At 35.1% G+C, this 20024-nt stretch carries 18 protein-coding genes; 8 read left to right on the top strand and 10 right to left on the bottom strand.

What is annotated here, in order from left to right:
- Window positions 1-101 precede the first annotated feature (101 nt).
- The 8 genes from AC4GZ8_RS23185 to AC4GZ8_RS23150 form a co-directional block, all read right to left on the bottom strand.
- Window positions 102-1046: a carbohydrate kinase family protein gene (locus AC4GZ8_RS23185; protein WP_491084251.1), complete on the bottom strand. Its 945-nt coding sequence runs from the start codon at window positions 1044-1046 to the stop codon at window positions 102-104.
- A 29-nt stretch (window positions 1047-1075) separates the two neighbouring features.
- Complete coding sequence (locus tag AC4GZ8_RS23180) at window positions 1076-2554, bottom strand: glycoside hydrolase family 32 protein (protein WP_491084250.1); 1479 nt, start codon at window positions 2552-2554, stop codon at window positions 1076-1078.
- 192 nt (window positions 2555-2746) lie between these two features.
- Complete coding sequence (locus AC4GZ8_RS23175; protein WP_491084249.1) at window positions 2747-4351, bottom strand: ABC transporter substrate-binding protein; 1605 nt, start codon at window positions 4349-4351, stop codon at window positions 2747-2749.
- A 55-nt stretch (window positions 4352-4406) separates the two neighbouring features.
- Window positions 4407-5285, bottom strand: a complete 879-nt coding sequence (locus AC4GZ8_RS23170; protein WP_491084248.1) for a carbohydrate ABC transporter permease — start codon at window positions 5283-5285, stop codon at window positions 4407-4409.
- 19 nt (window positions 5286-5304) lie between these two features.
- A complete protein-coding gene (locus tag AC4GZ8_RS23165; protein WP_491084247.1) occupies window positions 5305-6276 on the bottom strand; it encodes an ABC transporter permease in 972 nt (323 codons plus the stop codon).
- A gap of 717 nt (window positions 6277-6993) precedes the next feature.
- A complete protein-coding gene (locus AC4GZ8_RS23160; protein ID WP_491084246.1) occupies window positions 6994-8325 on the bottom strand; it encodes an ABC transporter substrate-binding protein in 1332 nt (443 codons plus the stop codon).
- Between the two features lie 20 nt (window positions 8326-8345).
- The gene (locus AC4GZ8_RS23155) at window positions 8346-9929 is read right to left on the bottom strand and encodes a response regulator transcription factor (RefSeq protein ID WP_491084245.1); all 1584 of its coding nucleotides are present in this window, start codon (window positions 9927-9929) and stop codon (window positions 8346-8348) included.
- A 166-nt stretch (window positions 9930-10095) separates the two neighbouring features.
- Window positions 10096-11868: a sensor histidine kinase gene (locus AC4GZ8_RS23150; protein ID WP_491084244.1), complete on the bottom strand. Its 1773-nt coding sequence runs from the start codon at window positions 11866-11868 to the stop codon at window positions 10096-10098.
- A 256-nt stretch (window positions 11869-12124) separates the two neighbouring features.
- Between AC4GZ8_RS23150 and desA the strand changes: the two genes are divergently transcribed.
- The 4 genes from desA (at window position 12125) to AC4GZ8_RS23130 (ending at window position 15809) form a co-directional block, all read left to right on the top strand.
- Complete coding sequence (gene desA / locus AC4GZ8_RS23145; RefSeq protein ID WP_491084243.1) at window positions 12125-13126, top strand: Delta(5) desaturase DesA; 1002 nt, start codon at window positions 12125-12127, stop codon at window positions 13124-13126.
- A gap of 147 nt (window positions 13127-13273) precedes the next feature.
- Window positions 13274-14383, top strand: a complete 1110-nt coding sequence (locus tag AC4GZ8_RS23140) for a sensor histidine kinase (protein ID WP_491084242.1) — start codon at window positions 13274-13276, stop codon at window positions 14381-14383.
- Window positions 14384-14393: 10 nt separating this feature from the next.
- Window positions 14394-14993 (top strand): response regulator, encoded by a 600-nt coding sequence (locus AC4GZ8_RS23135; protein ID WP_491084241.1) that lies wholly within the window; start codon window positions 14394-14396, stop codon window positions 14991-14993.
- Between the two features lie 87 nt (window positions 14994-15080).
- Window positions 15081-15809, top strand: coding sequence for a MurR/RpiR family transcriptional regulator (locus AC4GZ8_RS23130; protein WP_491084276.1), 729 nt, complete (start codon window positions 15081-15083; stop codon window positions 15807-15809).
- 66 nt (window positions 15810-15875) lie between these two features.
- Here the strand turns inward: AC4GZ8_RS23130 and AC4GZ8_RS23125 are convergent, their stop codons facing one another.
- The gene (locus AC4GZ8_RS23125; protein ID WP_491084240.1) at window positions 15876-16049 is read right to left on the bottom strand and encodes a hypothetical protein; all 174 of its coding nucleotides are present in this window, start codon (window positions 16047-16049) and stop codon (window positions 15876-15878) included.
- Window positions 16050-16536: 487 nt separating this feature from the next.
- On the opposite strand from AC4GZ8_RS23125, the gene AC4GZ8_RS23120 reads away from it, so the two are divergent.
- From AC4GZ8_RS23120 to AC4GZ8_RS23105, 4 genes are all read left to right on the top strand, one after another.
- On the top strand, window positions 16537-17469 hold the full coding sequence (locus tag AC4GZ8_RS23120; protein WP_491084239.1) for a LysM peptidoglycan-binding domain-containing protein: 933 nt from the start codon (window positions 16537-16539) through the stop codon (window positions 17467-17469).
- A 354-nt stretch (window positions 17470-17823) separates the two neighbouring features.
- Window positions 17824-17967 carry an FbpB family small basic protein gene (locus tag AC4GZ8_RS23115; RefSeq protein ID WP_491084238.1) on the top strand — a complete coding sequence of 48 codons (144 nt, stop codon included), beginning with the start codon at window positions 17824-17826 and terminating at the stop codon, window positions 17965-17967.
- On the top strand, window positions 17967-18353 hold the full coding sequence (locus tag AC4GZ8_RS23110) for a sporulation protein (protein ID WP_491084237.1): 387 nt from the start codon (window positions 17967-17969) through the stop codon (window positions 18351-18353). The genes AC4GZ8_RS23115 and AC4GZ8_RS23110 overlap by 1 nt, the downstream gene beginning before the upstream one ends.
- Window positions 18354-18653: 300 nt before the next feature.
- The gene (locus AC4GZ8_RS23105) at window positions 18654-18926 is read left to right on the top strand and encodes a YkvA family protein (RefSeq protein ID WP_491084236.1); all 273 of its coding nucleotides are present in this window, start codon (window positions 18654-18656) and stop codon (window positions 18924-18926) included.
- Window positions 18927-19090: 164 nt separating this feature from the next.
- On the opposite strand, the gene AC4GZ8_RS23100 is transcribed toward AC4GZ8_RS23105, so the two are convergent.
- Window positions 19091-19969, bottom strand: coding sequence for a GNAT family N-acetyltransferase (locus tag AC4GZ8_RS23100; RefSeq protein WP_491084235.1), 879 nt, complete (start codon window positions 19967-19969; stop codon window positions 19091-19093).
- Window positions 19970-20024 lie beyond the last annotated feature (55 nt).

Raw genomic sequence — 20024 nt, 5'->3', positions numbered from 1 at the left:
CTCTCAGATTATAAAGCGCTTTCAAAGATGATGCTAAAAAAGAGATAAAAGACTAAAATCCTTCATCCCTTTTATTCACTTTTCATCCTTTATTAAAAAAATCAGAATGAAAGTCTAGATATTGCAGACATTGCCCCAATTTGAGTACATGTCATTGCCCCAACTTTATTGCTAAACGAAATCATTTTTTTCAAATCATGAAAATGATAAATTAAATGATGCGGGTGTTTTTCTTGTGCAATCTGAAACAAAGTAGCACCTACAAAAGCATCACCAGCCCCGGTTGAATCAATCGCTTGAACTTCAACACTTGGAATAAGCTCATGCTCGAATCCATTAGATATGAGTGTTCCATTTTTTCCTAACGTCACTGCAATAATCGAAGCTCCCATTTGATGTAAGTCATCTATTCCTGCTATTAGATTCTGTTTTTGAGTGACAATCTTTATTTCATCTTCACTTAGCTTTACAAAATAAGCAAAGGCTATTGCTTCTTTTGCTAACTTGATAAACTGTAATTTACGTTCTTTCCATAAGTCTTTTCTATAATTCGGATCAAACGAAATGAACTTTCCTTCTTTTTTTGCTAGTTTCATTATGCTTAAGTATGTGGAACAAAACGGATTATCTATTAGTGCTGTAGCAGAACCAAAATGAAGAATGGAAGCTTTTTTCACTTTTTCTTGGTCTATTTCTTCTTCCAATAGAAATGCATCTGCTCCTTGATTAAAGACAAAGTCTCTTTCACCATTTCCTTGTAAGGACACAAATGCTAAAGTGGTTGGGTGATTTTTATCAACTAACAACATTGATGTATCGACATTCACATCATCAAGTGTTCTTTTTAAGAAATATCCGAAGAGATCATCCCCAACCTTTCCACAAAACTTTGAATCTCCACCCAATTTTGCAATTGTTGCACATACATTTGCCGGTGCTCCTCCTGCCTGCTTTTCAAAAATTTTTCCGTCTATTAAATCAATGTCCACATCTTTACAGAAGAAATCAATTAACAATTCTCCTATACAAATAATAGAATTCCCCATGTATTCAACGTCCTTTATTCTTTTTATCACTACTCATTCCAAGCAGAAGTAAGATTAGTTCGTTCTAAAGTGTGAACCTTTACACTTCCACTATGCGAAGATAAAATGAGTTCTTTACATCCTTCCTCAGGAAAAATTAAGCTTGTAACTGCTACGATCCCATCGTTTGCGAATACTTCAAGTGAAGAAGTATCAATGAAAATTTGCAGATTTATCCTATTATTCACCATTGATAACGGAGCATGCTGTGCCGTTTGGAATGATTCTGAAAAGCTATGTTCACCTGAATTAGAACGATCAACAATCAATTCCTCATTATCGATGTTGTAACGAAGAATAGTTTCCTCATTATTTGAATGCTTCATCACACAATCAAATGTTGTCGCATCTATATTTTCAAATTCGATATTTATTTCCTGCAAAGGATAATGAAGAATAATAGATACAGGTTGATTTTTGTCAATTACCTCTTTTGGATGATAGCAACATTCTTGTCTTAGCCTGCTTATCTCTGCTATAGGTTTTTGGTTTAATCGAACTCCATCCTTAGTTGTGATTAAGGATAATTCTCTAGGCAGTGTCATGGCCCCTCTCCATTCCTTTGTTGGTACAAGATTGGCATATCTCCAATTACTCATCCAACCAAGGTAGATTCTTCTACCGTCTACCTCCGGAATATCTGACCAGCTAACACCCGCATAATTATCTCTTCCAAAGTCTAACCATAAAACATTTTCAGCTTCGTTATCATTTACAAAAGTTGTTCCGTCAAAATCCCCAATAAAATATTGAGTTCTAGACCCTTCGATCCATTCTCCTGTATCACCTATACTAACGATCATAACCCACTTCTGATTGGTCTGATCTTGATCAACTGGTAATGGGAATAGATCAGGACATTCCCAGAATCCAGCATGTGAACCCTCCTTTTCTCCAAATTGGCTTGCAAACTCCCAATCTATTAGGTTTGGAGATGTAAACATGGTGACTGACTGCCCTGTAGCAAGAATCATAATCCACTTGTTTGAAGGCTCATGCCAAAACACTTTAGGATCACGGTAGTCTGTCATTGAAACATCTGCCAATACCGGATTCCCCTCATATTTCTTCCATGTTCTCCCTTTATCACTGCTATAAGCCAGACTTTGTCTCTGACGGACTCTATCGGATTCAGGATAAGTGTCATGATGTGTAAAGATTGCAACTAATCCAGGCTCGCCCTCGAAAAAGCCTGTCGTATTATCCCAGTCAACAACTGCACTACCTGAGAATATGGTTCCGTGCTCATCAGGATGCAATGCAATCGGCAAGTGCTCCCAATAGATTAAATCCTTACTAACCGCATGTCCCCAGTGCATAGGACCCCATGTCGTGCCTGATGGATGATATTGATAAAACAAATGGTATTCTCCTTCAAAAAACACCATCCCATTTGGATCATTCATCCATTTTTCCTGTGGGGAAAAATGAAATTGAGGACGATATTTTTCATTTAATTTTTGAACCATTTCTTACAGCTCCTTTTTCATGGGAATTTTTATTGGATGAAGAATCTATCAACTTTTTAGGTGAATCTATCAACTTTCTAAAATAATCTTTCAACTTCCACAAAAAATCTATCAACTTTCATCGAAAATCTATCAGTTAACAGATTTCGATCTCTTCCACAATAGAGGCTAGTTGTTAGTCTCTATTATTTTTTATGATTGATTTCGATCATATCCTTTTTGTTTAATTTCCAACCATTCTTGCAAGCCTAATCGATCAAGCTCAGCCAAGTATTCATCCCATTCTTCTTCAACTTTTCCGTTCGTCATCCATTCCGCTCTTTTTCTGTTTACATAAGCAAACAAATCTGTTTCAATTGTTGCGAGTTTATCCAATTCTTCTATCGAGAAAAACACTTTTGGATATGTGTTTTCAGCTTTCATATGAGGAACCATGACCTCTTTCATTAGATCTAGTCTCCATGCAGCATCATCTGGTTTTGTCGTGACTGTACCGTAGTATTCATCTAAAATCGCTAGTGGGCCATTGATGCTTGTTTTTTGTCGTACCTCAACAGGAGCAGCTCCATCCAACGGTAGGTGCTTCAACATCCCAGCAGCTTCATCAAATTCAAAAATATTTTGTTGAGACTCATCTCCATACGTTCCCCAGTTGTTTTGAACAGATTGGTGTGGATCATATAATTGATTAATCCATTTAGCAGTCAGCTCTAAGTTTTTATTTGCACTCGTAATAACCATTCTTCCTCGATCAAAGCCCATGCCATTTGTTCTTGCAACATTCACATGACCATCCGGACCCGCTAATGGAGGCATAAGATCATATTTATCATTCATACCTGTTATATTAGCTTTATCCCATGTAAAATACATTCCATAACGTTCATCTTTTCCTTTGGCTAGATACGTATTCCAGTCATGCTCAAATGCTTCAACATCAATCAGGCCTTCTTTATATAAGTCGCTAAAATAGGAGATTGCTTCTTTATAGCCTTCATCAGCAGCTGTGAATAAAACTTCTCCTTCATTACTTACAACTGTATGATCCCAGTTATCTCCAAGTCCAAAGGACCCAAATAGGAAGGCTGGATCCTCGCCACCATGATTAATAATAAATGACATCGGAATTTCGTCTGCTTCACCATTTCCGTTTGGATCTTTTGTTTTAAAAGCTATTAGTACTTCTTTTAATTCCTCTGTTGTTGTTGGCATTTCTAGCCCTAATTTATCCAGCCATTCTACAATAATCCAAGGAAAATCATCAACTGAATGAATATTTTCTTTTCCTGTCCCAAGCTCCTCTATCCATGGAAAAGAATAAATATGCCCATCTGGAGCTGTCATCATCGCTTTATACTCAGGAGCTTCCTCAAGCACTTTTTGTAGGTTCGGCATGTATTGATCGATTAAATCCTCAACAGGAATTATCGCGCCATCTTTTGCAAGTTTTAATAAGTCATAATCCCCATAACCAGCATCCATAATCGCATCTGGCAGATCACCACTAGCTATAGCTAAATTTCTTTTTTCTACGAAAACATCATTTGTATAGTTTTTCCATTCAATATTGACTCCTGTTTTTTCTTCTAATCTTTGATAGATTAATTTTTCATTTGGATCTTTAGGTGCCAACGGAGAGCTTTGTGTCATAAATTTAAGTGTTACCTCTTCTTTTAATGGAAAGGAAATTTCAGTAAGCTCATAGTCCTCAGAAGAAGCGACATTTTTACTGCTGCAGCCTGATAGCAAAAGCATCGCAACTGCAGAAGACCATACAAATTTTTTCACATGTTTCATCATCTAACCCCCAATATTTTTTGTAGATTGCTATTATCTATATCTAATTGGTTCTCTATTTTAATGAACCAACCATGACACCTTTTTCAAAGTATTTCTGGAAAAATGGATACATCACAATTAATGGTAGACTTGAAATAACAATAGCTGAGTACTTAATCATTTCCGATACTTTTGCCAATTCAGCCATTGCTAGCTGGTCACTAATCATTCCTGGCTCCGCCTGGTTTTGAATTAAGATTGACCTTAAAACTAACTGAAGAGGATGAAGTTTTGGATCTTCAAGATAAATCATTGCATCAAAATATGAGTTCCACTGACCAACAAACGCATAAAGTGCTAAAACGAATATAATTGGCTTAGAAAGCGGTAGCACAATTTTGAAAAATATAAGTAAATCTGAAGCTCCATCAACTTTTGCAGCCTCATGTAATTCATTTGGAATGCCCTTGAAATAGGTTCTTGCTAGGATGATATTCCACACATTCACAGCTCCTGGGAGCAAAATGGCCCAAATAGTATTTAACATTCCTAAATCTTTCACAACTAAGTAAGTTGGGATCAATCCTCCACTAAAAAACATCGTGATAAGAAATAAAGTCATAAAGAAGTTTTTTCCTACAAAGCCTTGAACAGATAAAGGAAAGGCTGCGAATATTGAAACGACAACAGTAATGATTGAAAAGCCCACTGAGTAGAGAATAGCGTTTAAAAAGCCTCTTACCATGGCATCATCTGATAAGATTCTCTTGTAACCTTCTAGACTCCAATCAGAAATATTGAAGGATAAACCTTTGTTCAATAAGACAGTGGGATCCATAAATGAAGCAATGACGACGTAAACCAACGGAACTAAAACGACAAGAACTGCTAAACATAAAAAAATGCTATTTAATGATAAAATCATTCGATCCATACGAGTATGCTTGATCATCGAAAATCCTCCTTTCCAATTAATATAATCCTTCACCTTCATTTAACTTTTTCACAACGAAATTCACGACAACCAGTAATATAACGTTGATAACTGAATTGAAGAGCCCTACAGCTGTTGAATAAGCATAATCTCCTGCTTGTAAACCTACTTTATATACATAGGTTGGAAGAATTTCAGAAGCTGGTATATTCATTGATGTTTGCATTAAGTAAGCCTTTTCAAATCCAATCGCCATAATTCCACCTGCACCTAAAATAAAAATAATTGCCATTAATGGTTTCAATGTTGGCAAATCGATATGAATAATTCTTTGTAAAATATTAGCTCCATCAATTGTCGCAGCATTATGAAGCTCTGGATCCACATTCGCTAATGCAGCAACATAGACAATAGAAGACCAACCTGCTGCTTGCCAAATTCCAGATAAAATATAGATTGATCTGAAATATTCTGGTTCTGACATAAACATAACCGGTTTTCCGGTCATAAATGAAATGATGTTATTGATTGGGCCTGTGGGTGATAAGAAGATGAACAACATCCCGACTATAACAACTACAGAGATAAAGTTTGGTGCATATAAGATCAACTGAACATTTTTCTTAACTGCGTTTCTTCTGACTTGATTAAGCATTAAAGCTAAAATAATGGGTACTGGAAAACCTAGTAATAATCCGTACAAGCTAAGCTTAAGTGTACTCATAAAAATCACTTCAAAATTTGGAGAGGTTAAGAAATCCTCAAAATGCTTAAACCCTACCCATTCACTTCCTAATATTCCTTTGATCGTACTAAAATCTTTAAAGGCAATGATGGCCCCGTACATCGGAACATACTTAAAAATGATCGTAAGAATAACGGCAGGAGCAATAAGTAAATAGAGAAAATTGTTCTTTTTTATATACTCGATATTGCTCTTAAGTTTTGTATTTTTCACAGCTTGAACGGATAGTTGGGCATCACTTTTCGCCTTCGTTATTTCTTGCATTCTGTTAACCTCCTTTTGTGAATAAATTGAAATTAGAAATAGAAACATCTCTAGTAAGCGATTTCAAACCTCTCAATCATAAAGTTGTCCCTCGCCATTCATTCTTTTCTTGTTTATGTGATTTAAACTATATCAAACGATGAAAACGGAATATTTTAATATCTTTGGAACTTGATATATAAATTTTTTGGAATTTGAATAAGAAAAGCGCAAGCGCCTTGGTCATCGCCGTACAAACTGGAGGAGCATCGACTGAGATATAGCGATACTTCCATTAGGGGCTTTATCCTAATGGATAGAGAGACTTATCAGACTTTTACCGGGCAGTTAACTCTCACACTATGTTCTCCCTTGGGCCATTTTATACTGCCCGTTAAAGTGGGGCAAAGGAAACACGGTAAGCGAAGCGAACCGATGTTGACTTATCGTAGGGAGATGATCTGAAGTTTGATAGGCGATAGGCGCTGGAGCTAGACACCTACACTAAGTACAAAATTTTATACTTTCATATCTGTGAACAAAAGCGCAAGCGCCTTGAACAGCCCCGACACAAGTATAAGACGCAAATAATAGAAGACGTTCTTTGTCTTCAATTCATTTGTGACTTATGACCTCGCGGGGCTAGGCGCTGGAGCTGGATGCCGCGCGATTATCCACAGTACAAGAATTTTATAATTCCTAGGCGAGAACAAAAATAAGGCTGCCCTTAGGACAACCTCATTCTCTACTTTTCAAATCTTGTAAACTTTTATTAATTTTTTCAACTGCTTTATCTGCTGATGACCTTACATCTTTACCACCAATACCAACATCTTCAAAAAGCTCCTTAATCGTTTCGCTTATGACAGGATACGCTGGAGTAACTGGACGATTTTTTGAATAGTTTTGGGTTTGTTGAACAAAGATGTTTTTCGGATAGTTTATAAGCTCTGGAAATTCATTTGCTACTGAGTATCTTGCCGGCAAATCCCCTGTCATTTCTACATACTTCTTGGACCCCTCAAAACCAGTCACATATTTAATAAATTCCCATGCTTCATCAGGATGCTTAGATTTCGATGAAATTCCTAGAGCCCACCCTCCATTTGGTGTAACTTGATACCGCTCCTTCGGTAATGGAGAAACTCCAAAGTCTTCTCCTAACTTAAAATCCGGAAAGTTCTTTTCAATATCTGCTAACATCCATGAACCCATTACTGACATGGCAATATGGCCAGATACAAATGGATCTGGAGGAAGTTCTACAACAGCTACTTTTTGCTTATGATACATATCTTGATAAAATTGCAACGCTTCTAGGGCTTCATGAGAATTCAAGTACCCTTCTGCCGTATCAGATTTTGGACTTAACACTTCGGAACCAAATTGCCATAAAAGTGGTAGTTTAAAATAAGCTGGTGATTCTCCATCATTAAATCCCTGTGCAGGATCTATTCCAACAATTTCTTCAGCTGGATTATTCAACTTCTGGGCTATTTTCAAAACCTCTTCCCAAGTCAATGGTGAATGTGGATCCTTTGAAGGCAATGGAATACCGGCCTGCTTGAATAGATGAATATTATAAAATAGAGCTACCCCAGACTCTACCACTGGTGAAAGATATATTTCTCCATTATACTTTAACCCTTCGAGTGTTGAAGGCGGGATATCATCAATATCCCCTTCAGATTTCATCAAATGGTCAATAGATAAAAGTGAACCTGAATGTGCATAAAGAGCCAAATTAGGGCTATCAATTGACATAATATCCGGCGGATTCCCGGCTGCAATTTCAGTTCGCAATCTTAATTCATAATCTCCATAAGGAACCGAAACCATATTAATTCCAATGTGAGGATGATCTTTCTCAAAAGCTGTAATTAACTCCTTATAAGCATCATTTTCTAATTTTGTCCCATAATTTCTCCAAAACGTAAGTTGAGTTTTATCTTCATTCTCGACTGGACTTACATCTTGATTATCAGGGTAAGTAATGAAAAAAGAAAGTAAATAGTAAGCAATAGCTATGATGAAAAGAATAACACTAATAATGGCGGCCCTTTTTTTCATATCGTTTCCTTTCTCATCAATTATTCAGCAAACTCTTTCCGAAATTCTGCCGGTGTTTTTCCAACATATTTTTTGAACACTGTACTGAAATAACCCGAATTAGAGAACCCGACTAAATAAGCAACATCAATAATCTTAAGCTGTCTGTCTTTTAAGAATACTTTTGCATTTTCCATTCTTAAGTTGATCAAGTAGTCACTAAAATTTTGACCGACATGAAATTTAAACAACTCTGATAAATAGGCACTATTAATATGGAACTGGTCTGATAAGATCTTCAAGGAAATTTCACTTGCATAATGCTTGTCTAAAAATATACGAACATTTTCCACAATAGTCGACCCATTTGAAGAGTACCGTGCTTCTCGGACTTTTTCAATAATTAGCTCCGCTAACTCAATCAGCTGATCAACTACCTTTTTATAAGCATTTAGTTTCCATATACTTTGTTGACAATTCCATAAAAGCTGATGACTTTCAGTTGTATCTAGATTATATTTAGCAGCTAGTGAGCTTAGTAAAAATAGAACTCGATTAGCAGCAAATGATACTGACATCATCGATATTTTATTTGTTTCACATAAAATACCATTTAGATTAAGTTGAAAGTCATGTATACTGACGTTTTCGATTGAATTTACCAACCGCTTTTCAACATCAGATGGAAACTCAAATAATTCTTTATTTACTGTTCCATCGATAACTTGAGAATGTGAACCAAGTTGGCTTTGACTCCAAGAAAGTAAGGCAGATATATAACCAGTTTTAAATTCTCTAAGCCCTGTTACAACCTTTCCAATGCCTATAACAGTATCGATCTTTAAATAGGTTTTTACATATTTTTGCACCTCTTTAACGATCACAGCCGTTTGCTCTCCTTTATCGTTTTCCACAAGATGAATAAAATGAAGCATATTTGAATAGCTTGTATCATAAAAATAGTAGGTGGACTTGTATTTCTGCGCTAACTCTTTACAAACCATTGTAAATGGGACCCATAATTCTTTTAACAGATTCGCATCCTTTGTTCTCATTTCTACTGTAAAAAACTGAACCCGTACATTTTCGGTAGCAAATTCACCTAACTGTAATTGCTGTAATCGATCATGAGCAACTTTCAAATCTGACCATTCATCCTTAACGAGATAAAGAATAAATTGTTGCTTCATCTCTTCCAACTGATTGTGAACAAGTTGAGTCATTCTCTTTGTTTCTAGTTGTCTTTTCTGTTCTTCCTCTACTTCACTTCGTATTCTCTTAAGTGCGTCAACGATTTCATCTGGTGCCACAGGTTTTAATAAATAATCCTTCACTCCCTCGACAAGTGATGACCTTACGTATTCAAAATCAGAATAACCTGATAACACGATAACTTTTACATGCGGAAAGTATTGATTGCATTGCTTAACAAATTCAATTCCATCCATTATAGGCATTCTCACATCTGTGATGACGATATCAACATCCATCCTATTTAATAGTTCAAGGGTTTCTTTACCATTCGAAGCTTCACCAACTATGTGAAATCCTTCTTCTTCCCAATCAACTTTCATTTTTAGCCCTTTACGAATTTGTATTTCATCGTCAGTGATCACTACCTTCATCATGTATAACCCCCTCAGTTACTTTTATCCCACTCTTAACGGGCAGTAAGACCCCACCTCAAGCTTATGAGTTTACAAAAAAAAGAAGGTAGGTTGGGATAACTGCCCCGATTGGTTCAACTAACCATCAGTGGGGGATGAAGAAAAACCCCCTCTGATGGAAGTTTCACTTTATACACAAGGTAATTTTTGTTCCTTCTCCCTTTACAGAATGAATATTATAAGAAAACCGATCACCATAATATAAACTCAATCTCCCTATTACATTTTTTAGCCCAATACTGTTACCGTCACTATTTAAAACAGAATATTTTTCATCGTTTTTCTCTAAATGATAGAAGTTTGTCATCACCTCTTCTGACATCCCACTTCCTTTATCTTCAACGACAATCAATAATTGACCATTTTCTAATTTTGTTTTTATTTTTATTTCAGCATAGGTATTGTCTATAAAACTATACTTAACTGCATTTTCAACAAGAGGCTGAATAATAAATTTAATAATAGAGATAGATTTCGTTTCCTCTTCTTCTTCAATCTCACATGCTAATGCACCTTCATATCTTAATTTTAATATCTCTATGAAGTTTCGAATATAGGAAATCTCCTCACCTAATTTCACAACATCTGCTTGTGTATTAAGAGAGTATCTCATCATGCGACCTAAATAAATACTAACGTTCATTACTTCTTTCTTTTTTCCTTGAATAGCAAGTCCGCCAATTACTTCTAGCGTATTATTCAAAAAATGAGGATTAATTTGCAAAAGCAATGCTTTATATTCTGCATCTTTTCTCCGAATATTGGCTTCATACTCTGTTTTAATTAAATGGTTTAATTGTTCAATCGTATGATCGAAGACTTTTATCACATAACCAATTTCATGATGATGAGATTTTATTGAAGGCATGACACGCTTTGCCCCAGAAAAATCTCCGCGTTCAACAAATTTCATCGCTTTTGTTAACTTGCCCAAAGGTCTTACAATATTAGAAGAGAGCAAATATGAGATGAGAATGGTTAACATAAAAATCAAGGCACTTGTCATGAGTAAGTTGTTTTGCAGTTGATCAATTTTAGCAAATAATTCTGATTTTGTTATTTCACTTAACAAAATCCAATCACCAACTTTTAGCTTCTGAAAAAAGACAAGATATTCTTTATCACTATGCTTCACTTCGACTAATCCTTTTTCTTGTAAATCATTTGTGATCTTTTTTAGACTTTTATTTAAAACAACGTTTGGAGTTTGCATCTCACTAGATAAAACATTTAAGCCTTGCCGATCCAATAAATAAACTCGTCCATTTTCACCTAGTTTGATTTTACTTAATGCAGTTTCTAATAAAGAAGACGGAAAGCTCACTTTTATGATTCCTGATAACTCCAGCATATTCATATCAAACAAAGGGATCAGGTAGCTATTAACTTTTCTTTCACGCATATTTTGGTGAAGCTGAAAGGAGTCGATATGAGTGCTCACCCATCTTTGATCATTTTTCAAAAAATCGTGATACCATTCCGTTTCCTTAAGAGAAGGATTATTCCCCCAGGTACCCGTTCCGTCATTAAGAAAGACAGAAATGGACATATTATTCGAATTATTCACCATCATAGACGATAGCTGCATTTTTAATTGATTCTTAATGAATAATTTTTCAGCATTTGTTGATGCATTCTCATCCCTTTCCTTCTCAACCTTTAGCCATTGCTGTGCAGATTGACTCACTAAAACTTGCTTGCCCAGGTCTTCAGCCTGGGTTGTAATAGAATCAATGTACAGGGAATATTGATCCATCATTTCGACTGTTGAATCCTTTGTTTGTTCTTCAATAATTGAGGTGAACCAGCTAGGGATGATAATGGATAAAAGCAAAAATGGAACCGTTAACAATAATGTAAAAATTAATAACAGTCTATTCCTAAGAGAATAAAACATTAGTTCCTCCTAAAATCTAGCAGTCTATTAATAGTAATATACACTTTTCATTTCCCATTTTAAATAGACAAAGACGAATCTTATGGGCATTTAAAATAACCAAAGTAGTTACTCTTATTTTACTTATCTGTTATTTTGCCGATCACGGACATGCCGTATATGACACTTGTCATACTTCCCCTATGACACCTATGTCTACAAAGTAATGTTCCTTCTATATATAATGAAACTACAAACAATGAAGGGAATTAAAAAAATGAGTAAAGAATTGCAAAGAAATCTAAGGAAGCAAGTTGCTCCCTATGAAAAATCCAATACAAAAGATAGTATATGGCAACTTATTACAACACTTGGGCCGTTTTTTATCCTTTGGACACTGGCTTACCAAAGTTTAACAATATCCTATTTCCTTACCTTTGCGTTTACAGTCATTGCCGCAGGATTCCTAGTACGGATTTTTATCATTTTTCACGACTGTTGTCACTACTCGTTCTTTAAGAATCGCACAGCTAATAAAGTGTTAGGAACGATTACAGGTATTTTAACACTATTTCCATTTAGCCAATGGCAGCATGATCATTCGATCCATCATGCAACAAGTGGAAACCTAGACAAGCGCGGAACCGGTGATATATGGGTTCTAACGATCGATGAATATTTAGCTGCTCCAAAATGGCGCAAAATTGCGTACCGACTTTATCGTAACCCTTTTGTTATGTTTGGTCTTGGTCCAATCTATGAGTTTTTAATTAAAAATCGCTTTAATAAAAAAGGTGCAAGAAGAAATGAACGCCTGAATACGTATTTAATAAATGCTTCAGTAACTGTTCTTGTTGTTTTCTTTTGCTGGACACTTGGTACAGTACCATTTTTATTAGTACAAATTCCAATCTTTATGATTTCAGGCTCACTTGGAATCTGGCTCTTCTATGTTCAACATACTTTTGAAGATTCCTATTATGAAGAAAATAAAGACTGGGAATATGTCTTAGCAGCTGTCGAAGGTAGTTCTTACTATAAGCTGCCAAAACTCTTACAATGGTTATCAGGAAATATCGGGTATCACCATGTACACCATTTAAGCCCTAGAGTACCAAATTATAAACTTGAGGAAGTTCATAATAATACCGAGCCCTTACAAAATGTCCCTACGATCACATTAGCTACCAGCTTAAAATCACTAAAGTTCCGATTATGGGACGCTCACAATAAACGCTTTGTAGGCTTTAATGCTTTACGAAGTTACCAAAATCATTAACCTGAAGAGGATGACTCTTAGATCTTCAATATCTTCATTACCTTTAGATATTGAGAACCTAAGTTGTCATCCTCTTAAAGCATGGAAACGAAAACGATGTATATGATAAAATAGCCTTAAAATTTATTCTTAAAGTAGGTTCTGTAAATGAAAAGAATTATTCAAAAAAGCAACGGAATTTCCCCATATATATGGGCTTTTTTAAGTATTTTACCTTTCTATTTCATTTTCCAATCATCATCAACAGCTGAAATCATCGCTGGTATTTTATTAACTATTATGTTTTTCATCACGTTTCGATATGCCTTTCTATCTAAAAGCTGGAGAGTTTATGTTTTAACTCTCATTCTAATCGGCATTTCCTTTACTTCCACGTATCTTTTTAATTATTTCTATTTTTCCTTTTATATTGCGTATTTCATCGGAAATATAAAAGAACGGGTCCCTTTTTTAACACTTTATATTATTCATTTAGTTGCTACATTTGTTGCGATAAACTTTAGTGCTGTTTTACATGAGGCATTGTTATTAAAGCACTTACCCTTTGTTATCATCAGCTCTCTTAGTGTTATTTTCTTACCATTTAGTATTTACAATCGAAAAGAACGTGACAAGCTACAAGAAAAACTTGAGGATGCCAATAAGCGTATTTCTGAATTAGTGATTCTAGAGGAGCGACAAAGAATTGCCCGGGATCTTCATGATACTTTAGGTCAAAAGCTATCAATGATCGGATTAAAAAGCGATTTAGCCCGAAAAATTATTCACAAAGATCCTGAACAGGCAAAGAATGAGATGAAGGATATTCAACAAACTGCTCGAACAGCATTAAATGAAGTTAGAAAAATAGTCTCTCAGATGCGAGGGATTCGATTAAAAGAAGAATTGGTTCATGTTAAAAAAATTTTGGAAGCCGCACAAATTAAGTTAGTAAGTGACGAGGAAATGTCAGTTTCTAATGTCCCGCTATTAACAGAAAATATTCTAAGCATGTGCTTAAAGGAAGCTGTTACAAATGTTGTCAGACATAGTCAGGCAACCGTCTGCTATGTTTCCTTAGAACAAACTCAAACCGAAATTATGTTAAAAATAAGCGATAACGGAATTGGTAATGAATCAACTGATTTCACAAAGGGGAACGGACTAGCGGGGATGAAAGAACGCCTCGAATTTGTTAATGGTCATCTTAACATTTTGACAGAGAATGGTACATCGCTAATCATAACCGTTCCACATGTCGTCAAACAAACCGATTAGGAGGGCACTTATGATTCGTATTATCATTGCTGAAGATCAACAAATGCTTTTAGGAGCCTTAGGCTCATTACTTAATTTAGAAGATGACATGGAGGTTGTCGGGAAAGCTAGTAATGGAAAGGAAGCTCTCGCACTTGTGAAAGAGCTTCAACCAGACATTTGCATTATGGATATTGAAATGCCTGGCATGACTGGACTCGAAGCTGCAGAACAACTAAAGGATGAAAGCTGTAAGGTCATTATCCTTACTACCTTCTCTCGTTCTGGATATTTCCAACGTGCATTAAAAGCCGGAGTTAAAGGGTATCTTTTAAAAGATAGTCCTAGCGATGAATTAGCAAACTCCATTCGAAACATCATGGCTGGAAAACGAATATATGCCCCTGAATTAATGGATGATATTTATAGTGAAGAAAATCCTCTTACAGAACGTGAAAAAGAAGTGCTGGGCCTGGTCGCAGAAGGGATGAACACTAAGGAAATTGCTGATCAACTTAGCATAAAAACAGGGACTGTACGAAATTATATATCAACAATTTTGGAAAAGCTTAATGTAAAAAATAGAATTGAAGCCATTACTCAGTCGAAGGAAAAAGGTTGGTTTAAGTAGATTTGTTCCATTTCTGAAACATCGTGTTTTTTGATAAAATATAGTCTATAGAAGAAAATCGGAGAAACACGATGTTTTCAAGCAAAGATCACCTCATTTAATGAATTAGAATCCTCATCGTATAACTATATTATTACCAATGCTGACAAGGTTATCTATATAAGGATTCGAGACCTGGCAAATGAAACTCATGTCTCTACCTCGACCATTTTAAGATTTTGCCGAAAGCTTAACTGTGAAGGCTTTTCTGAGTTTAAAGGAAAGTTAAAGCTCTATTTGAAGGAATCAAAACCTACTTCTCATAAAGAAATGAAGCATTTTCTATCAGAGTTTATGGAACGAACAATGAAAGAGGATTTTGAAAAAAGAGGTGCAGAATTAGTTACAAAAGCAGAAAATGTATTATTTACAGGATTTGGTAGCTCAGGGATCTTAGCACAATATGGAGCACGCTATTTTTCAATCTCAGGTAAATTTTCCCTTTATATTAATGATCCTTATTTTCCTATTCACACAAGGTATTTACATAATTGTATGGTCATTGCCCTTTCTGTGTCAGGTGAAACAGATCATACCATTAACCAAGTTAATCGATTAAAGAAGCAAGGAAATCAGATTTTTAGTATTACAAATCATAAAAATTGCACACTTGCTCACATCTCTGATTTGAAGATTTCCTACTATGTAACAGAGGAAAGAAACATGAACTCCTATCAGCCCATTGATATGACAACACAACTTCCGGTGATATATATCTTGGAATTTATGGCTAGAGAAGTACATAGGCAATTAGATGAGAATCCTCGACATGAATAAGAAACAGAAAAAACGCAGCGTTTATGGTATATAACCATACGCTACGTTTTTATATAAAGAAATTATTTAGTTTGATGAACTATTTGTTTCCCCTTTTAATAGGTTAAAATCGGCAATTGGCATCGTAATGATTTTCCCGCCAATTTGGATATGAACGGTATTATCAAAGATTGCTTTTACAATACCTTTTAATGAAATTGTTGAGTCAACAGTAATCGAATTTTTTATATTAGCTTCCATTCTATGACACACCTTTCTATTAAAATAGGTTTGTGTGAAACGAATATAAAATGTTTCAACAAATGTTCGCTTTCAATCATGTAAGTAAAAATGATTATATGTTTTATTATAAACGGATAGAACCCAAAAGTCTCATCAAAAGACTCAAAATTATTCATCAAATAGTACCAAATTTCAGCATACAACAAAAGCGTAAATGCCTTATTTCAGCATAGGGCAAATAAGACGCAAATGAATAAAAAACGTTCTTTGTCTTCAATTCATTTGCGGCTAGGCGCTGGAGCTGGATGTAATAACGCTTATCCGTGTTTCTTGCGATTTATTCTTTTCTAAGCATTGGAAACGAAATTAGGCTTATTCGTTTGAAACGATATCTTCAATATTTTCGTCTAATGTAGTAAATACGGCATCATTCAAAAGACCCTATAACTTGACTCATTCCATCCTACTCATCCGTATGTAAAATAATCATAATTGGGGGATTAACATGAAGAAAACGAAAGGACTTATCAAATTAGCAGTACTAACTTTAGGATTAACCGGAATTTGGGGTGCTTCAAGTGCAGAGGCATCCACACTGTATACAATTAAAAAGGGTGATACACTCTACCGTATTGCGAAGGAAAACGATATGACAGTCTCACAATTGAAACAACTTAACAACCTCTCTTCCTCAATCATTTATCCCGGAAACACATTAAATATTCCTACTCAAGTTACCATCAAAAAAGGTGATACTCTATACGGTCTTTCTAAAAAACATAAAACGACTGTTTCACAATTAAAATTCCTTAATCAACTGTCTTCAAATACAATCTATGTAGGGGATAAGCTTATCATTCCAACAACTGTTACAGTAAAAAAAGGTGACACTTTATACAGTATTGCAAACAACTATGGCCTAACTGTAAAAGAATTAAAAGCTCAAAATTATTTAACATCAAATATAATTAAAGTTGGCCAAATCCTAAATGTTGCTCAAGCCCGGGCATCTTCCTACATTCCTGCGAGCTATGATGCAAATGACATCAAACTCACCGTATCTCCAAAAAGCGGATTTACATTTGATGCAGAAGAACCTAGACGATTTATTGTGAGTTACAAAAAAAATGATTCTTATTTTTCTAGAATTGAAGTATTAGATTCAAATGCAAATATAAGCGAGGTTAAAGAAAACTCAAAAGCTTACTTAAAAGACTATACAATAGCCGAACATCCAACAAAAACAAGCTCACACCCATTCTACCGGGACGCTGAATTTTTCCTGCACGGAACCTCTAGTAAAACTCAAGTAAATATTGTCATGAAAAAAGTAGATGGTGTTTGGGTACGTATCACCATTCATTATTTGAACAAAGAGGAATCAGAATTCATTACACCTAAGATGATTGAAGCATTACAAACAATTAAGGTCATGTGACCATGAAATCGTAACAAAAATGTAACATGAAATATATTGACGATCACCGATAAATATTTTATGATTATCTTAATTAAATAAGTCGTTCTCCTAAAGGGGAGTAGCTTTTACAACAAAGTCGTCATTACAGAGTGAATCACTCTCGGCTTCGTTGGCAACCTTAACGTTGTTAGCAAGACCTTTACTAAATCGGTAAAGGTCTTTTATGTCTTTTTTAAAAACCTTTACCAAATACGGTAAAGGTTTTTTCTTGTTAAAAGGCACATGATAAAAGTTTTACTAAGTTATGGTGTCCAGTTCCAGGCGTCTTGCACTTTTCCTTTATAGGATAGCGATAAAAAGGAGATTACTATAATGGTAAAAAAACTTTCAATGAAAGAATTGATTAAGAAAAACAAAGAAGAGCTTCTTAAAGATAAACGTCAGCTAGATAAAATTGAAAAACGTCTAGAACAAAAATATGTAACACGCAGTGAATATATAGGAGGAGATAAATGATGTTACTTAGAAAATATATGTCACTTTTAGGTGTAGGATCAGCCGTGATCGATCTTATTCTACCGAAAGACACGTATAGGCGCGGTGAGCTGATTAATGGATATTTCCACCTAAAAGGCGGGACAATTGAGCAACAATTAAAGAGAATTGATAGTGATCTTGTATTAATAGATAAAGATACAAATACAGAAAAAGTGATAGATACGGCTACGATATTATCATCAAAGCTTATCAATCCTGAAGAAGATAGCAAAGTGTCTTTCACTTTTAAATTACAAGAAAATATCCCTGTTTCTACAGACAGTATTTCTTACCGTTTTAAAACAAGGCTTACCTTCAATGAAGGTGTAGAGAGTAAGGACCAAGATCTTATTCGGATCATATAAAGTGAAACTTGCATCGATGGGGGTTTTCTTTATCCCCCACTGATGGTTAGTTGAACCAATCGGACACCTTTACGGGCAGTTATCCCCCACCTACCTTCTTTGTAAACTCAGTAGCTTATAGGTGGGGGTCTTCCTGCCCGTTAAAAGTGGGATAAAAGATCAATTGCAGGTACGATCCCTATTTGTTGGGATTGAACTTCTAGTGATAGAGACTAGACTTGACTCTTCTTTCACAATTACATCACAGTCTTGTTACTACTATCCAATACATTTTTCTTAAAAACTAGAGGGGTGATCAACATGATAAAACGATTAAAAAGACTAAAATTCATCGTGAAATTTTGGAGATTCATCCCATTTTTAAAGGAGTTTTTCTTTTCCAAACAGGTTGAATCCCATAAAAAGATATTAGGAGCTTTACTCATCCTCACATATGCATTCTTCCCATTCGACTTAATTCCTGACTTTATATCTTTTTTAGGAATTATCGATGATGTTGTAATCGCAACCTTTGTGCTTGATTGGATGATTAAAATGGCTCCAGAATCACTGAAAGAGAAATATGAACTTTAGTAAAAACCATAGACTGTCCTTTTTTGTGGGATGTGCGGAACTATTCTTTTTAAATCTATGTATTTTTTGTCCTTCATCGGTGCTATGAAGGACTTTTTCTGTTAGATCTCTTAACCTTTTGGCCGGTTGACACTTAGCTTAAAAACTATTTACTCTATGATTCTTCATGCCTGGGAAAGAGAGGGATGTTTAAAGACTTTAGGAAAATCTATCCCATTTTTCATTTTTACGAATAAAGTCTCCCTGCTTTTTAATGGAGTAGCCTTTATAGTCGATAACATGTTGTTTATTGTAAATTCAAATACCACCTTTTTTATCCTCTCATTTGCCAGCTTAGCTAGGATGGAATAGATATTTATTGCTTTATTACTTATAACATCTAGTATATGTAATGTGTCACCTTTAATTTGATAAAAGACAATCACACTCTCTTCTTCAAGGTAAACAATGGACTGAGGATAAACATTAATGCTATAAAACATAAGCAATTCATCAGTATGAATGGTTGAAAATTGAGTAGAATTTGGTTGTCTCTTTTTTGCAAAATCATAGATAAAAGCAAGATCTTGATCATTTTCTCCGTTTAGGTGGATGAATTGTTGATTGTTGTTTGCACCTTGGTAAGACATTGAAAAAACATGCTCATTGACCTTTTGAAATCCGAATTTAGGGTAATAATCTAACACTGAATTATTAGCATAAAGGTAAAACACATCAATATGAGTCTCATATTCTTGCATGACTTTGTTCATAAGCTGTTTTGACAGTCCTCTGTTCCGGTAATCTGGATGTGTCATAACTGTTCCAATTTGTATTCTCTTTTTTCGACGATTATTAATGATAAGCTCCAACTTATTTACTGATACATTCGCTATTACTTTTCCATCAGTCACGTAGGAGTGTGGCTCAAACCATTCTGTCCAGTATCCCTTCTCATACCACCGTTCAAAGTTGATGCCAAATGTTAATGCAGCTAATTCGTTAAAGCTTTTTCTTAATTGATCGTCCTCCTGATAACTTTTCACATATTTAGGATTTGTCATTTTGTTCTCCTACTGCTCTTTTTCTTATAAGATATAAAAAGCCACATTCCGAGAG

This window comes from Metabacillus sp. RB-C-LZQ-3-1, from assembly GCF_058315175.1.
This window is presented reverse-complemented; position numbering and strand designations above follow the sequence as displayed.

What these genes read in the sequence shown, in the direction of transcription:
- AC4GZ8_RS23185 (WP_491084251.1), bottom strand. Translation starts at nt 1,046, where the DNA reads ATGGGGAATTCTATTATTTGTATAGGAGAATTGTTAATTGATTTCTTC.
- AC4GZ8_RS23180 (WP_491084250.1), bottom strand. Translation starts at nt 2,554, where the DNA reads ATGGTTCAAAAATTAAATGAAAAATATCGTCCTCAATTTCATTTTTCC.
- AC4GZ8_RS23175 (WP_491084249.1), bottom strand. Translation starts at nt 4,351, where the DNA reads ATGAAACATGTGAAAAAATTTGTATGGTCTTCTGCAGTTGCGATGCTT.
- AC4GZ8_RS23170 (WP_491084248.1), bottom strand. Translation starts at nt 5,285, where the DNA reads ATGATCAAGCATACTCGTATGGATCGAATGATTTTATCATTAAATAGC.
- AC4GZ8_RS23165 (WP_491084247.1), bottom strand. Translation starts at nt 6,276, where the DNA reads ATGCAAGAAATAACGAAGGCGAAAAGTGATGCCCAACTATCCGTTCAA.
- AC4GZ8_RS23160 (WP_491084246.1), bottom strand. Translation starts at nt 8,325, where the DNA reads ATGAAAAAAAGGGCCGCCATTATTAGTGTTATTCTTTTCATCATAGCT.
- AC4GZ8_RS23155 (WP_491084245.1), bottom strand. Translation starts at nt 9,929, where the DNA reads ATGAAGGTAGTGATCACTGACGATGAAATACAAATTCGTAAAGGGCTA.
- AC4GZ8_RS23150 (WP_491084244.1), bottom strand. Translation starts at nt 11,868, where the DNA reads ATGTTTTATTCTCTTAGGAATAGACTGTTATTAATTTTTACATTATTG.
- desA (WP_491084243.1), top strand. Translation starts at nt 12,125, where the DNA reads ATGAGTAAAGAATTGCAAAGAAATCTAAGGAAGCAAGTTGCTCCCTAT.
- AC4GZ8_RS23140 (WP_491084242.1), top strand. Translation starts at nt 13,274, where the DNA reads ATGAAAAGAATTATTCAAAAAAGCAACGGAATTTCCCCATATATATGG.
- AC4GZ8_RS23135 (WP_491084241.1), top strand. Translation starts at nt 14,394, where the DNA reads ATGATTCGTATTATCATTGCTGAAGATCAACAAATGCTTTTAGGAGCC.
- AC4GZ8_RS23125 (WP_491084240.1), bottom strand. Translation starts at nt 16,049, where the DNA reads ATGGAAGCTAATATAAAAAATTCGATTACTGTTGACTCAACAATTTCA.
- AC4GZ8_RS23120 (WP_491084239.1), top strand. Translation starts at nt 16,537, where the DNA reads ATGAAGAAAACGAAAGGACTTATCAAATTAGCAGTACTAACTTTAGGA.
- AC4GZ8_RS23115 (WP_491084238.1), top strand. Translation starts at nt 17,824, where the DNA reads ATGGTAAAAAAACTTTCAATGAAAGAATTGATTAAGAAAAACAAAGAA.
- AC4GZ8_RS23110 (WP_491084237.1), top strand. Translation starts at nt 17,967, where the DNA reads ATGTTACTTAGAAAATATATGTCACTTTTAGGTGTAGGATCAGCCGTG.
- AC4GZ8_RS23105 (WP_491084236.1), top strand. Translation starts at nt 18,654, where the DNA reads ATGATAAAACGATTAAAAAGACTAAAATTCATCGTGAAATTTTGGAGA.
- AC4GZ8_RS23100 (WP_491084235.1), bottom strand. Translation starts at nt 19,969, where the DNA reads ATGACAAATCCTAAATATGTGAAAAGTTATCAGGAGGACGATCAATTA.